Source organism: Variovorax boronicumulans, assembly GCF_019352895.1.
Classification (GTDB): Bacteria; Pseudomonadota; Gammaproteobacteria; order Burkholderiales; family Burkholderiaceae_C; genus Variovorax; species Variovorax boronicumulans_A.
In genome coordinates this window covers 1,401,073-1,415,001 of the sequence record NZ_JAAAFX010000004.1, presented here as the reverse complement: position 1 = coordinate 1,415,001, position 13,929 = coordinate 1,401,073, and the positions used below count along the sequence as shown (strand labels likewise).

Below are 13,929 nucleotides of genomic sequence, written 5' to 3'. Positions count from 1 at the left end.
GCGTCGCAGGTTGGAAAAACTGGAACGCCGCTCAACTCATTTAGGTTCGGCCTTGCCTTCGTAGCGCTTGCTCCACTCGGCCAGGATGCGCTCGCGGTTCTTGGCGGCCCAGTTCAGGTCGTTCTTGGCCAGCAGCTTCTCGTAGTTCTCCGGAATGCCCTCGAGCTTCGATGCCACGCCCGGGTAGGCCACCACCGCCCACCAGGTGGAAGTGATCTGGTTGGCCTCCTTGCTGGCCATCCAGTCGGCGAAGCGCTTGGCCAGTTCCATCTTCTTGCTGGTCTTCATGATGCTGGTGGCCTCGATGTCCCAGCCCAGGCCTTCCTTGGGGAAGACCAGGTCGACCGGCGCGCCCGACTTCTTGACCTGGTGCGCGCGGAACTCGAAGGAGATGCCGATGGGGAATTCGCCCGCGCCCGCCTGCTTGCAGGGCTTGGAGCCCGAGTGCACGTACTGGGCCACGTTCTGGTGCAGCGCGTCCATGTACTTCCAGCCTTCGGCCTCGCCCATGTTCTGCAGCCAATACGACACGTCGAGGTAGCCGGTGCCGCTGGAAGCCGGATGCGGCATGGTGATCGCGCCCTTGTAGATCGGCTTGGCCAGGTCCTGCCAGCTCTCGGGCTTGGGCAGGCCCAGCTTCTTGGCCTCCACGCGGTTGAAGCAGACGGTGGCGGCCCAGACGTCCATGCCGACCCAGGCCGGTGGCCGCGCGGTGTCGGAATAGGCGGGGTTGAGCGCGCCGAAGCCCTTGGGCTCGTAGGCCTGCAGCATGCCCTCCTGCGCCAGCAGCGCCAGGCTGCTGGCGGCCAGGCCGGCGACCACGTCGGCCTGCGGGTTGGCCTTCTCGGCCAGCAGCTTGGCGGTGACGATGCCGGTCGAGTCGCGCACCCACTTCACCTCGATGTCGGGGTTGGCCTTCTCGAAGGCGTCCTTGTAGAGCTTCATGGCGTCGGTCTCGAGCGCCGTGTAGACCAGGAGCGGCGTGCGCTGCTGGGCCAGCGCAAGACCGCTCGCGGCGAGGCCGATGGCCGCGGTGACTGCGATGGAGAGGGCCGTCGTGAGGCGGCGCGCGCTTCGGATCATCGTCATCTTCAACTCCTGTTCAGCTGGCTGTCGAACCCCCGTGGCGGGGGTGGATTGGCGGGCTCCCGAAGGCGGATGCGGGTCTACGGTCGGCTCGGGGTGAAGGCAATGTAGATTGTGTATTGCGGACTGTCAATAAAAAATTGTTGACAGTTTTCAATTCGAAGCCAAAATGAGGTCATGGCAACGCACAACTCCACCTCCGCCCTGGCCTTCCTTCAATCGAGCTCGCTGCCGATGCTCATGCAGGACGAGATCGAGCGACTGATCATGAATGGCGAGCTGGCCGTGGGCAGCCGCATCAACGAGAGCGAGCTGTCGCAGCGCTTCAACACCAGCCGCGGCCCGATCCGCGAGGCGCTGCGTGCGCTGGAAGAGGCGGGCCTGGTGCGCAACGAGAAGAACCGGGGCGTCTTCGTGCGCGAGATCTCCTTCGAGGAGGCCGACGAGATCTACGAACTGCGCGAGGCGCTGGAAGAGATCATCGGCCGGCGCGTGGCCGCCAGCATGCAGCCCGACGCGCTCGAGCGCCTGCGCGCCATGATCGAGCCGATGCGCGAGGCCGCGCTGGCGCAGGACCTGGAGCAGTACGCGCAGCTCAACCTGCAGTTCCACGACATCCTGCTGGACACCGCGGGCAGCCGCAAGCTCACCGAGACCTACAAGCGCCTGGTGAAGGAGCTGCACCTGTTCCGCATGCGTGCCCTCGACACCGGCGGCGGCCTGCGGGTGTCGGCCGACGAGCACCGCGAGATCGTCGACGCCATCGCCAGCCGCGACCCCGAAGCCGCCGGCCAGGTGCTGCGCCGGCATGTGGCCGGCAGCCGCGCCCGCATGCACAAGGCCATGGGCCGCCCCGACAGTACGCCCGAATCCCATCTGCAGAAAACCCCCAGGACAACCTGACCCGCAAGGAGATCCGAGATGACCGTGAAGACGCTGGAAGTCAATGCCCGAAGCTATCGCTGGATGAGCCGACCCGTCGTGGTCGTCTGCGTCGACGGCTGCGAGCCCGCCTACCTGGATGCGGCCATCGCGGCCGGCGTGGCGCCGACCATCGCGCGCATGCGAGCGTCCGGCGCCGACCTGCTGGCCGACTGCGTGGTGCCCTCGTTCACCAACCCCAACAACCTGTCGATCGTGACCGGCGCGCCGCCGGCAGTGCACGGCATCTGCGGCAACTACTTCTTCGACCGCGAGCTGGGCCAGGAAGTGATGATGAACGACCCCAAGTACCTGCGCGCCGGCACGGTGCTCGCGGCCTTCGCCGATGCGGGCGCGAAGCTCGCGGTGGTGACCGCCAAGGACAAGCTGCGCAAGCTGCTGGGCCACCGCATGAAGGGCATCTGTTTCTCCTCGGAGAAGGCCGACCAAGCGACGATCGAGGAGAACGGCATCGAGGGCGTGGTCGAACTGGTCGGCATGCCCGTGCCCTCGGTCTACAGCGCGGAGCTGTCGGAGTTCGTGTTCGCCGCCGGCGTGAAGCTCATGGCCTCGCGCCGCCCCGACCTGATGTACCTGTCGACCACCGACTACGTGCAGCACAAGGCCGCGCCCGGCAGCCCGGCCGCCAATGCCTTCTACGCCATGATGGACGGCTACCTCGCGCAGCTCGACGCGATGGGCGCCACCATCGTGCTCACGGCCGACCACGGCATGAACGACAAGCACAACGCCGACGGCTCGCCGCAGGTGATCTACCTGCAGGACGTGCTCGACGGCTGGTACGGCAAGGAGGTGGCGCGGGTCATCCTGCCGATCACCGACCCGTACGTGGTGCACCATGGTGCGCTGGGCTCCTTCGCCACGGTCTATGCGCCCGACGAAGCCCGCGTGCCCGGCTGGATCGAACGCATCAGGGGCGTGCCCGGCATGGAGCTGGTGCTCTCGCGCAAGGAAGCGGCCGAACGCTTCGAGCTGCCGCCCGACCGCATCGGCGACATCGTGGTGGTCAGCGAGCGCCACACGGTCATCGGCACCTCGGCCAGCCGGCACGACCTGTCGGCGCTCGAAGTGCCGCTGCGCTCGCACGGCGGCGTGTCGGAGCAGCGGGTCCCGCTGATCTGCAACCGGCCCGTCACCGGCATCGCCGCCAACCGCCGCCTGCGCAACTTCGACGCGCTCGACATCGCCCTGAACCACGCGCAGTAATCCGGAGCACCCTCACCATGAGCCAAGCCACGTTGAAGCCAGGCACCGTCCACCACGAAGCGCTGCGCATCGCCGGCGAGAAGATCCACCGCGAGCGCACGATCGAGGTCTGCTATCCCTACACCGGCGAAGTGATCGCCACCGTGCCCAAGGCCACGCTGGACGACCTGCGGCTGGCCTTTCGCATCGCGCGCGACTACAAGCCCACCCTCACGCGCTACGAGCGCTACAAGATCCTGATGCGCGCCGGCGAGATCATCGCCTCGCGGCTGGACGAGATCTCGCGCGTGATCACGCTCGAATCGGGCCTCTCGCGCAAGGACTCGCTCTACGAAGTGGGCCGCGCGTCCGACGTGCTGCTGTTCGCCGCCAACCAGGCGCTGGTGGACGACGGCCAGGTGTTCTCCTGCGACCTCACGCACCACGGCAAGAGCCGCAAGGTCTACACGCTGCGCGAGCCGCTGCAGGGCGTGATCACCGCGATCACGCCTTTCAACCATCCGCTGAACCAGGTGATCCACAAGGTCGCGCCGTCGATTGCCACCAACAACCGCATGGTGCTCAAGCCCAGCGAGAAGACGCCGCTCACGGCCTTCCTGCTGGCCGACATCCTCTACGAGGCGGGCCTGCCGCCGCCGATGCTCTCGGTGGTCACCGGCGACCCGCGCGAGATCGCCGACGAGATGCTCACGCACGCCGACGTCGACCTCGTGACCTTCACCGGCGGCGTGGCGATCGGCAAGTACATCGCGGGCAAGGCGGTCTACAAGCGCCAGATCCTGGAGCTGGGCGGCAACGATCCGATCATCGTGATGGACGACGCCGACATCGAGGAAGCGGCCACGCTCGCGGCCAGCGGCTCGTACAAGAACTCGGGCCAGCGCTGCACCGCGATCAAGCGCATGCTGGTGCAGGAGAGCGTGGCCGACCGCTTCGTCGAACTGCTGGTCGAGAAGACCCGCGCGCTCAAGCACGGTGACCCGATGGACCCGGCCACCGACGTGGGCACGGTGATCGACGAGGCGGCGGCGCAGCAGTTCGAGGCCGTGGTCAACCAGGCCATCGCCGCGGGCGCGCGCCTGCTGCACGGCAACGTGCGCAACGGCGCGTCGTATTCACCCACGGTGCTCGACCGCGTCGACCCCGAGATGACGGTGGCCAAGCACGAGACCTTCGGCCCGGTCTCGCCGGTGATCCGCTTCAAGACCATCGAGGACGCGATCCGGATCTCCAACGGCACGGCCTACGGCCTGTCGTCCTCGGTCTGCACCAACCGGCTCGACCACATCACGCGCTTCATCCGCGAGCTGAACGTGGGGAGCGTCAACGTGCGCGAGGTGCCGGGCTACCGGCTCGAGCTCACGCCCTTCGGCGGCATCAAGGACTCGGGCCTGGGCTACAAGGAAGGCGTGCTCGAGGCGATAAAGAGCTTCACCAACACCAAGACCTATTCGCTGCCGTGGTAGCCAACGCACCGCTCGACATCGCGGGCATCGTCGCCCTGTTCGAGGCCAGGGGCCATGCGCAGTACGACGGCGAACCCGTGACGCAGCTGCAGCATGCGCTGCAGTCCGCGCACCTGGCCGAGCAGGCCGGCGCGTCCAGCGAGCTCATCACCGCCAGCCTGCTGCACGACCTGGGGCACCTGCTGCACGGCATGGAAGGCACACCCACGCAGCAGGGGCTGGACGACCTGCACCAGTACCGAAGCCGCGCCTTCCTCAAGCACCTGTTCGGCCCGGCCACGCTGGACCCGATACGGCTGCACGTGGACGCCAAGCGCTACCTGTGCGCGCGCGAGCCGGGCTACCTCGAAGCCCTGTCGGCCGATTCGCAGCGCAGCCTGGTGCTGCAGGGCGGCGTGTTCGACGACGCCCAGGCGCTGCAGTTCGAGGCGCTGCCGCATGCGCTCGATGCGGTGCGCCTGCGACGCTGGGACGACAGCGCCAAGTGCGCCGATGCCAGGACGCCCGACCTGGCCCACTACGCGCGGCACATGGCGATCGCGGCCACGGGGCGGGCGTGAGCGCCGTGCGGCCGCGCGCGCTTACGCGCCGTCCGGCCACGCCGCAGGACATCCCCTTCCTGTTCGCGCTGCGCCAGCAGACGATGAACGGCCACCTCGTCGCATCGGGTGCCGAGATCGACGATGCCCATCACATGGCGCGGCTGATGCACCGCTTCGAGTGCGCCGAATTGCTGCTGCAAGAGGGCGTGCCGGTCGGCCTGCTCAAGGTGTCGCGCGACGCGCTGGAGTGGGTCGTCATCCAGATCCAGCTGGTGCCGGCCTGCCAGGGCAGCGGCATCGGCGCCGCCTTGCTGGGCGAAGTCGTCGATCAGGCCACGCAGGCAGGTGCCGACCTCACGCTCAGCGTGCTGAAAGCCAATCCGGCCCGCGGGCTCTACCAGCGCCTGGGCTTCGTCATCGAGCGCGAGAACGGCTTTTCCCACGAGATGCGGCGCAAGCCCTGACCACCTGAGAGAGCACGCGACATGCGCCCCTTCTGGATCGAACAGGCCCTGTTCAACGACGGCGAACTCGCCCCTGCGCTGCAGGGCGCGCAGCACGCCGACGTGTGCATCGTGGGCGGCGGCTTCACCGGGCTGTGGACCGCCATCCAGGCCAAGCAGCGCAACCCCGCGCTCGACATCGCCATCCTCGAGAGCGACCTCTGCGGCGCCGGCGCGAGCGGGCGCAACGGCGGCTGCCTGCTGACCTGGTCGGCCAAGTTCTTCACCCTGCGCCGGCTGTTCGGCGAGGCCGAGGCCATCCGCCTGGTCAAGGCCTCGGAGGCCGCGGTGCAGCACATCGCGGACTTCTGCCGCGCACAGGGCATCGATGCCGAGCTGCGGCAGGACGGCACGCTCTACACCGCCACCTCGCAGGCCCAGGTCGGCACGCTCGACCCGGTGATGAAGGCGCTGGAGGACTGCGGGATCCATTCGTACCGCACCCTGCCGCCCGAAGAGGTGGCCCGCCGCTCGGGCTCGGCGCGCAACCTGGCGGGCGTGTACTCGCCCATCGCGGCCACCGTCCACCCGGGCAAGCTGGTGCGCGGCCTGCGGCGCGTGGCGCTGCGCATGGGCATCCGCATCTACGAGCGCAGCCCGATGCTCGACTTCACGCGCGGCCACCCGGTCACGGTGCGCACGCCCGCCGGCAGCCTCGAGGCGCCCAAGCTGGTGCTGGCGATGAACGCCTGGATGGCCCGCGCGCTGCCGCAGTTCGAGCGCAGCATCGCCATCGTCTCGAGCGACATGGTGATCACCGAGAAGTGTCCCGAGCTGCTGCAGGCCATGGGGCTGACCGACGGCGTGTCGGTGCTGGACTCGCGCACCTTCGTCTACTACTACCGCAGCACCGCCGACGGCCGGCTGATGCTGGGCAAGGGCGGCAACACCTTCGCCTGGGGTGGGCGCATCGCGCCGGTGTTCGACCAGCGCTCGCCCTACGAGGCCGACCTCAAGCGCGCGCTCGACGACTTCTTTCCCTCGCTGCGCGGCGTGCCCGTCACCGCAAGCTGGAACGGCCCCTCGGACCGCTCGGCGACCGGCTTCCCCTTCTTCGGCCGCCTGAACGGCGCGCGGCACATCTTCTACGGCTTCGGCTACTCGGGCAACGGCGTGGGTCCCACCTACATGGGCGGGCAGATCCTCTCGTCGCTGGTGCTCGATGAAGACAACGCCTGGACACGCAGCCCGCTGCTCCAGGGGCCGCTGGGGTTGTTCCCGCCGGAGCCGATCCGCTACGTTGGCTCACTGGTGGTGCGCAACGCCATCCGCCGCAAGGAAGCGGCGGAAGACCGCGACCTGCAGCCCTGGAGGGTCGACCGCCTGCTCAGCAAGTTCGCCAATGCGGCGGGGAAGGCGGACAAGGCCTGAGACCGGGTGCACGCGCGCGTGGCCGCATCGCCCTGATGCCGGACTGACCGCGCCCCTTCGCCCGACCGCAGGACTTCAGGCCAGTCCGAGCGCCCGCCCATAGGCGGTCGCCAGGTCGGCCGACAACTGCTGGATGCGCGCGGGCGCGGTCTCCTTGCGCACGATGGCCGACCACGCCACGTGCTCGACGCCGCCGTAGACCATGTCGCGTGCCACTGGAAAATCGAGGCCCGGTGTCGGTTTGGCGCCGTCGATGCAGGGGCGCAGCAGGTCGGTGTAGCGCCTGTTGAGAGCCCGGCCGCCCGAGGATTCGTAGGTCGGGCTGGCGCGCACCTCGCGGATGAACAGCAGGTACATCGAGGGATGGGCCAGGATCATCTCGAGATGGCTGCGGATCAGGAACTGCAGTCGAGCCGGCAGTGCGGCGATCGCCTCCGCCTCGCGTTCGGTCTGGTCGACGATGTCGCCGAACCAGGCGATCGCCACCGCGGTGACCAGCATCCGCTTGTTGTCGAAATAGAGATAGACCGTGCCCTCGGCCAGCTCCAGCGACGCGGCGATCTCCGCCATCGTGGTCGCCTCGTAGCCCTTGGCCGCGAAAAGCCGCCGCGCGGCCGAAATGATGTCGTCGCGCCGATCGCCGCGCACGCCCCGCACTTCCAGTGCCTTCTCTTTTGCCTTTTTTGCCATGGCAGCTTTGTACCGCCTTTCCACCTAGGGCAAATCCTGACCATCCAGGGCGATCAAAGTCCACACAATGGAGAAAATGAGGATGCCTCAGTTTGAGTGCATTCATCCGATCCAGCCTCTCCGTTGCCGCCATGAACCTGAACCTCGATCCCGCTGCCGCAGGCAGCGACGACTGGATGTCCCGCTACCGGGCCCTCGCATTTGCGCGCGCCGGCCGTGTATTGCGCATCAGCCTGAACCGGCCCGATCAACTCAACGCCATCGATGACGACCTGCATCGCGAACTGGCACATGTCTTCATCGATGCCAACGACGACCCGGGTTCCGACGTCGTGGTGCTGACCGGCGCGGGCCGCGCCTTCTGCGCGGGCGGCGACACGGCGTGGATGCAGGGAATGATCGACGTGCCCGAGCGTTTCCGTGCGATCGCGCCGCACGGCAAGCGCATCGTGACCAGCCTGCTCGATCTCGAGAAGCCGCTGATCTGCCGCCTCAACGGCCCGGCGGCAGGGCTGGGCGCCACCATGGCCCTGCTGTGCGACATCGTGATCGCCGGCCGGTCTGCGTCCATCGGCGATCCCCATGTGCGCATGGGCTTCGTGGCCGGGGACGGCGGTCCGGTGATCTGGCCGCAGCTGATCGGATTCGCGCGGGCCAAGGAACTGCTCATGACGGGCCAGATGCTCACCGCCGAAGAAGCGCGCGAGCTCGGCCTGGTCAACCACGTGGTGGACGACGCCGACCTCGACGCCCGGGTCGACGCGATGGCCGAGAAGCTGGCGAGCGGCGCGACCTGGGCCATCCGCTGGACCAAGACCGTGGCCAACATCCCGCTGCGCAAACTGGCCGTGGAGCTGATGGATGCATCGGTGGGCTACGAGATGCTGAGCAATCTGCTGCCCGACCACCAGGAGGCAGTCAACGCCTTCAATGAGAAGCGTCGCCCGCGCTTCAACGGCCGCTGAACGGCACCCCCCGACCAATTTGCCCCCCATGTACTTCACATCCGAACCCGAACACATCACCCAGTTGCGAGAGACCGTACGTCGTTTCGCCGAGCGCGAGATGCCGCGCGAGAGCGTGCGCCAGTGGGACCGCGATTGCACCTTCTCGATGCCGCTGTTTCGCAAGCTCGCGGCGCTGGGCGTCTGCGGCCTCACCATCGACGAAGCGCATGGCGGGGCGGGCCGCGACATCGTTGCCGCCTGCGCGGTGATCGAGGAGCTCGCGCAGCACGGCGTCTCGATGGCGGCGGCGTTCACGCATTGCGCCTTCTACGGTGGACTGAACGTCGGCGAAAACGGCTCGCAGGCGCAGAAGCGCGACTGGCTGCCGCGCATCGCGCGCGGCGAAATGCTGTTCGCCTACGGTCTGTCGGAGCCCGACGTCGGCGGCGACCTGGCCAGCGTCACGACCAGCGCGCGCCTGAGCGAGGACGGCCAACGCGTGATCCTCAACGGCACCAAGCGCTGGTGCACCGGCGCGCGCTTCGCCGACCTGATCGTCTGTCTGGTCAAGTCGGACGCCGAGGCGCCGCGCTACCGCAACCTGTCGATGGTGCTCGTCTCACCGCAGTTGCCGGGCGTGACGATCCGCGACATCGATCACATCGGCATCCGCTATGCCAAGACCACCGACGTGATCTTCGACAACGTCGAGGTGCCGGTCGATCACATCATGGGGGGGCTCGAGGGCTGGAACCAGGGCTGGAAGATGCTGGCCGGGCCGGCGCTCGATTGCGAGAAGCTCGAGATCACGGCCAGCGCGCTGGGCATCGCGACCGCCGCCGTCAACGAGGCCTGGGCCTATGCGCAGGAGCGTCGCCAGTTCGGCAAGCCGATCTGCGCCCACCAGTCGGTACGGCACTCCCTGGTCGAGGCGCGCACGCGCCTGCAGGCCTGCCGCCACATGCTCTATCACGCAGCCTGGCTCGCCACCGAACACCGGCCCGCGAGCATCGAGTCCTCGATGGCCAAGCTGTTCGTCGGCGACACCGCCGTCGACATCGTGCTGGCCTGCCAGCGAGTGATGGGGGCTTACGGTTGCGCCGAGGAGTACGACATGGAGCGCCATGTGCGCGACATCTGCGTGATGCCGATCGTCGGCGGCTCTTCCAACATCCAGAAGAACAACATCGCCGCACGCATGCGGCTGCCGGAATAGGAGCGCGCCATGCGGACACGCGAGATCGTGCTGGCGCGGCGCCCCGAAGGCCTGGCCCGGCCCTCGGACTTCGGCCTCGAGACGCGGGTGCTGCCACCCCTGCCGCCGGGTTCCGTGCGCGTGCGCGCGCTGTACTGGGCGGCCGATCCCGGCATGCGCGCCCGGCTCGGTGGCGTTCGCAGCTATGTCGAGCCGGTGGCGATCGGCGGTGTGGTCGGCGGCGCCGCCATCGCCGAAGTGCTGGAGAGCTGCAGCGACAGTTTTGCCGCCGGCGATCTGGTCACCGGCCTGCTGGGCTGGCGCGAGGCCGGCGACTTTCCTGAGGCCGCGTTGAAGAAGGCACCGGAGCGCGGCGGCATGCCGATCGGCGCCCTGCTGGGCCTGCTCGGAACACCGGGCATAACGGCCTACTTCGGCATCGGCGAAGTAGGGCGCGTGAAGGCTGGCGACACGGTGCTGGTCACCTCGGCCGCAGGCGCGGTCGGCGCGGCGGCCGGGCAGATCGCTCGCCTGCGGGGCGCGCATGTGGTCGGGCTGGCGGGCAGCGATGCCAAGGCCGAGTGGTTGACCACCGCAGCTGGCTTTGCGCAGGCTGTCAACTACCGCAAGCTCGACGATCTCTCCACCGCGCTCGGACGCCTCTTTCCCGATGGCATCGACGTCCTGTTCGACAACGTCGGCAACCGGATGGTGGACGTCGTCTTGCCCCACATGAAGCTTCGGGGTCGCATCGTGGTGTGCGGACAGACCGAGGACTACAGCCTCGCGCCCGAGCGGCGCCACGGCATCCGGAACACCAGCCATGTGATCTCGCAGCGCTTGCGCATCGAGGGCCTGCTGGCCTACGACCACGCGCCGCGCTACGGCGAGGCCATCGCACACATCAGGGACTGGTGGCAGGCTGGCCAGCTGGTCGCGCACGAAGACATCGTCGAGGGCTTCGAGCAGTTGCCGGGCGCCTTCTGCGATCTCTTCGCGGGCCAGAGCTTCGGCCGCAAGCTGGTGGCCGCGTCGCCGCAAGGAGGACCGGCGCAATGACCCCGGCCTGGTTGGATTCGTATGGCGACGGCGTGCCGCACGCCCTGCCGCCCCTGGTGGATCGATCGCTGATCGCGCTGTACGAGCGTGCGGCCGCACAGTTTGCTGATCGCGTGGCGCTGCAGGAGGGCGAACGCAGCCTGCGCTACGCCGATTGGGATCGACAGTCACGCAGCTTTGCCGCCTTGCTGCAAAGCGAGTTGAACGTGCTGCCGGGCGAGCGCGTGGCCATGATGTGCCCCAACGTGCTGGCGTCGCCCATCGGGATGATCGGGATCCTGCGCACCGGCGCCGCGCAGGTCAACGTGAACCCGATGTACTCGCCGGCGGAGCTGGCGCATCAGCTCAAGGATGCGGATGCCGGGGTCATCGTGGTGCATCGCAGCGCGCTGCCGACCTTGCTGCAGGTGATCGCATCGACGGCAATCCGTACCGTGATCGTCGCGGCCGACGATCCCTTCGAAACGCTCGGTGCCGCGCTGGACGAAGCACCGTGCACGGGCGTGCAGGTGCTCGATTTCGCGGATTGCCTGCAGCGCGGCGCACGCCTGCCTTTCGCCGCGCCCGAACTGGCCGCGCAGGACCTGGCCTTCCTGCAGTACACCGGCGGCACGACCGGCCTGTCGAAGGGCGCAATGCTCTCGCACGGCAACCTGCTGGCCAACATCGCCCAGTACCGTGCCTTCGCCGGCGCGGCGATGTCGCAGGATGGCGAGACCGTGATCACGGCCTTGCCGCTGTATCACATCTTCGCGCTGATGGTGAACACGCTGTCGTACCTGTCGGTGGGTGCCACGAACGTGCTCGTCGCCAACGCGCGCGACATGGATGGCTTCGTGGCGCTGTTGAAGCGCAGTCCCTTCACTGCCATCACGGGTGTCAACACGCTGTTCGTCGGGCTGATGGCGCATCCGGCGTTCGACCAGATCGATTTCTCGCGCCACCGCGTGAGCTGGGGCGGCGGCGCACCGATTCCGCCGTCGACCTCGGCGCGCTGGAAGCGCTTCACCGGCGCGCACATCAAGCTCGGTTATGGCCTGTCCGAGACCTCGCCGATCCTGACCCTCAACCCGGTCCACATCGCGCACTTCACCGACACGGTGGGCGTGCCCTTGCCCGGCACCGAGATCAGCCTGCGCGACGCCGAAGGCGCGCAAGTGCCGCAGGGGGAGCGCGGCGAGATCTGGGCCCGCGGTGCGCAGGTGATGGCCGGCTACTGGCGCAATCCGGCGGCCACGGCCGAGGCTTTCAGCGCCGACGGCTTCTTCAAGACCGGCGACATCGGCGTCTTCGACGAACACGGCTTCCTGCGCATCGTCGACCGCAAGAAAGACATGATTCTGGTGTCCGGCTTCAACGTCTATCCGGCCGAGGTCGAGGCGGTGGCGCAGGCCTTCGACGGCGTGCGCGAATGCGCCGTGGTGGCGGTCGACGACGAGCGCACCGGCGAGGCCGTGAAGCTTTACTACGCCGTGCTGCCGGGCCACCGCGTCGACACCGCTGCATTGCAGCGGCACTGCCGAGCGCATCTGGCCGCCTACAAGGTCCCCCGGCATCTCGAGCAACTCGCCGAACTGCCCAAGTCCACCGTCGGAAAAGTGCTGCGCCGTGCGCTTCGCTCCGATGGTGACACCCGAGCCTAGTCCCATTCCCATCCTCAGGAGACAACAGAACATGAGCCATCGTCGAAGCATCCAGCGCTGGGGCACTGTCGCCGCGGCGGCCGCCGGCCTCCTCGTTTCGGGCGCACTGCAGGCGCAGATCCGGATCGCGGTGATCGATCCGCTGTCCGGTCCCTTCGCCAACTTCGGGCAGTTCGGACTCAAGCACTTCCAGCTGGCGGCGGCGGACGTGAACGCGCGCGGCGGCGTGCTGGGCGGCCAGAAGATCGAGATCGTGCCTTTCGACGGCAAGGGCTCGCCGCAGGAGAGCATGTCGGCGGCGCAAGCGGCCATCGGCCAGGGCATCCACTTCGTGGCCTCGTCGAGTTCCAACGTCGTGACGGCGCTGGTCGACACCGCCGGCAAGGTCGCGGCACGCGATCCGGCGCGTTCCTTCCTGGTCCTGAACTACGCGGGCGCGGACCCGGAGCAGACCAACAACGGCTGCAGCTTCTGGCACTTCCGCTTCTATCCGCACAGCGACATGCAGATGGATGCGATCACACAGCATCTGGCCGCCGACACGAGCGTGAAGAAGGTCTTCATCATCGGCCAGGACTATTCGTTCGGAAAGCAGGTTTCGCGCGCCGCCAAAGAGATGATCGCGAAGAAGCGGCCCGATGTGCAGATCGTTGGCGATGACCTGCACCCGCTCGGACAGGTCAAGGATTTCGCGCCCTATGTGGCCCGCATCGCGGCGTCGGGTGCCGATACGGTGATCACCGGCAACTATGGCAACGACCTGGCGCTGCTGGTGCGGGCGGCCAAGGACTATGGACTGAAGACCAAGTTCTACACTTACTATGCGGGCGGTCTGGGGGCGCCCACCGCCATCGGCGAGTCGGGCATCGACCGCGTCCGCATGATCAGCGAGTGGCATCCCAACATCGCCGGCGACAAGGCGCGCAACTACGCCACTGCCTTCAAGCAGAAGGCCGCCGTCGACTTCTATTACCTGCGCGTCAACACCCTGCTCGACATGCTGGTGAAGGCCATGAACACGGCCGGTACCACCGACCCCGTCAAGGTTGGGCTGGCGCTCGAGGGCATGCGCTTCCAGAGCGACACGGGTGAAGTGACGATGCGCAGGGACGACCATCAGATCCTGATGCCGCTCTACATCTCGAGCTTCGTGAAGGCCGACGGCAAGACTGTCAAGTACGACCTCGAGGGCTCCGGCATCGGCACCAAGACCGATCTCGCCGTGCCGGCCAGACAGACCGAGATGCCCACCACCTGCAACATGCGGCGGCCGGTGTGA

13 protein-coding genes are annotated in these 13,929 nt (G+C 67.8%); 11 read left to right on the top strand and 2 right to left on the bottom strand.

Translation table 11 applies throughout. The features are described 5' to 3' along the window. Positions 1–36: 36 nt before the first annotated feature. Positions 37–1,089, bottom strand: coding sequence for a putative 2-aminoethylphosphonate ABC transporter substrate-binding protein (locus K0H49_RS07965; RefSeq protein WP_219210951.1), 1,053 nt, complete (start codon positions 1,087–1,089; stop codon positions 37–39). A 174-nt stretch (positions 1,090–1,263) separates the two neighbouring features. Here K0H49_RS07965 and K0H49_RS07960 point away from each other — a divergent pair, with 174 nt between their 5' ends. Genes K0H49_RS07960 through K0H49_RS07935 form a run of 6 tightly spaced genes read left to right on the top strand, consistent with a single transcriptional unit; the run spans position 1,264 to position 7,116 of the window. Then, entirely contained in the window at positions 1,264–1,989 is a 726-nt protein-coding gene (locus K0H49_RS07960) for a phosphonate utilization associated transcriptional regulator (protein WP_183028085.1), read from the top strand. A gap of 18 nt (positions 1,990–2,007) precedes the next feature. Continuing rightward, on the top strand, positions 2,008–3,234 hold the full coding sequence (gene phnA / locus K0H49_RS07955) for a phosphonoacetate hydrolase (protein WP_219210949.1): 1,227 nt from the start codon (positions 2,008–2,010) through the stop codon (positions 3,232–3,234). A 17-nt stretch (positions 3,235–3,251) separates the two neighbouring features. Next, positions 3,252–4,700, top strand: a complete 1,449-nt coding sequence (phnY, locus tag K0H49_RS07950) for a phosphonoacetaldehyde dehydrogenase (protein ID WP_219210948.1) — start codon at positions 3,252–3,254, stop codon at positions 4,698–4,700. Continuing rightward, positions 4,694–5,260, top strand: coding sequence for a phosphonate degradation HD-domain oxygenase (locus K0H49_RS07945; protein ID WP_374122317.1), 567 nt, complete (start codon positions 4,694–4,696; stop codon positions 5,258–5,260). Before phnY ends, K0H49_RS07945 begins: the two co-directional genes overlap by 7 nt. After that, entirely contained in the window at positions 5,257–5,706 is a 450-nt protein-coding gene (locus tag K0H49_RS07940; RefSeq protein WP_374122316.1) for a GNAT family N-acetyltransferase, read from the top strand. The genes K0H49_RS07945 and K0H49_RS07940 overlap by 4 nt, the downstream gene beginning before the upstream one ends. Before the next feature lie 21 nt (positions 5,707–5,727). Next, positions 5,728–7,116 (top strand): FAD-dependent oxidoreductase, encoded by a 1,389-nt coding sequence (locus K0H49_RS07935; RefSeq protein ID WP_219210946.1) that lies wholly within the window; start codon positions 5,728–5,730, stop codon positions 7,114–7,116. Positions 7,117–7,191: 75 nt separating this feature from the next. Here the strand turns inward: K0H49_RS07935 and K0H49_RS07930 are convergent, their stop codons facing one another. Further along, on the bottom strand, positions 7,192–7,806 hold the full coding sequence (locus K0H49_RS07930) for a TetR/AcrR family transcriptional regulator (protein WP_219210944.1): 615 nt from the start codon (positions 7,804–7,806) through the stop codon (positions 7,192–7,194). Between the two features lie 131 nt (positions 7,807–7,937). On the opposite strand from K0H49_RS07930, the gene K0H49_RS07925 reads away from it, so the two are divergent. Genes K0H49_RS07925 through K0H49_RS07905 form a run of 5 tightly spaced genes read left to right on the top strand, consistent with a single transcriptional unit; the run spans position 7,938 to position 13,929 of the window. Continuing rightward, on the top strand, positions 7,938–8,771 hold the full coding sequence (locus K0H49_RS07925; RefSeq protein ID WP_257624625.1) for an enoyl-CoA hydratase/isomerase family protein: 834 nt from the start codon (positions 7,938–7,940) through the stop codon (positions 8,769–8,771). Between the two features lie 28 nt (positions 8,772–8,799). Then, positions 8,800–9,969, top strand: coding sequence for an acyl-CoA dehydrogenase family protein (locus K0H49_RS07920; RefSeq protein ID WP_219210942.1), 1,170 nt, complete (start codon positions 8,800–8,802; stop codon positions 9,967–9,969). Positions 9,970–9,978: 9 nt separating this feature from the next. Then, entirely contained in the window at positions 9,979–11,007 is a 1,029-nt protein-coding gene (locus K0H49_RS07915; RefSeq protein ID WP_219210940.1) for a zinc-binding dehydrogenase, read from the top strand. Further along, complete coding sequence (locus tag K0H49_RS07910) at positions 11,004–12,650, top strand: AMP-binding protein (RefSeq protein ID WP_219210936.1); 1,647 nt, start codon at positions 11,004–11,006, stop codon at positions 12,648–12,650. The genes K0H49_RS07915 and K0H49_RS07910 overlap by 4 nt, the downstream gene beginning before the upstream one ends. Positions 12,651–12,681: 31 nt before the next feature. After that, on the top strand, positions 12,682–13,929 hold the full coding sequence (locus tag K0H49_RS07905; protein ID WP_257624624.1) for a branched-chain amino acid ABC transporter substrate-binding protein: 1,248 nt from the start codon (positions 12,682–12,684) through the stop codon (positions 13,927–13,929).

Excerpts from the sequence above, each read along its gene's own strand:
- phnY (WP_219210948.1), top strand. The coding sequence starts at position 3,252 with ATGAGCCAAGCCACGTTGAAGCCAGGCACCGTCCACCACGAAGCGCTG.
- K0H49_RS07910 (WP_219210936.1), top strand. The coding sequence starts at position 11,004 with ATGACCCCGGCCTGGTTGGATTCGTATGGCGACGGCGTGCCGCACGCC.
- K0H49_RS07915 (WP_219210940.1), top strand. The coding sequence starts at position 9,979 with ATGCGGACACGCGAGATCGTGCTGGCGCGGCGCCCCGAAGGCCTGGCC.
- phnA (WP_219210949.1), top strand. The coding sequence starts at position 2,008 with ATGACCGTGAAGACGCTGGAAGTCAATGCCCGAAGCTATCGCTGGATG.
- K0H49_RS07925 (WP_257624625.1), top strand. The coding sequence starts at position 7,938 with ATGAACCTGAACCTCGATCCCGCTGCCGCAGGCAGCGACGACTGGATG.
- K0H49_RS07965 (WP_219210951.1), bottom strand. The coding sequence starts at position 1,089 with ATGACGATGATCCGAAGCGCGCGCCGCCTCACGACGGCCCTCTCCATC.
- K0H49_RS07920 (WP_219210942.1), top strand. The coding sequence starts at position 8,800 with ATGTACTTCACATCCGAACCCGAACACATCACCCAGTTGCGAGAGACC.
- K0H49_RS07905 (WP_257624624.1), top strand. The coding sequence starts at position 12,682 with ATGAGCCATCGTCGAAGCATCCAGCGCTGGGGCACTGTCGCCGCGGCG.
- K0H49_RS07935 (WP_219210946.1), top strand. The coding sequence starts at position 5,728 with ATGCGCCCCTTCTGGATCGAACAGGCCCTGTTCAACGACGGCGAACTC.
- K0H49_RS07960 (WP_183028085.1), top strand. The coding sequence starts at position 1,264 with ATGGCAACGCACAACTCCACCTCCGCCCTGGCCTTCCTTCAATCGAGC.
- K0H49_RS07930 (WP_219210944.1), bottom strand. The coding sequence starts at position 7,806 with ATGGCAAAAAAGGCAAAAGAGAAGGCACTGGAAGTGCGGGGCGTGCGC.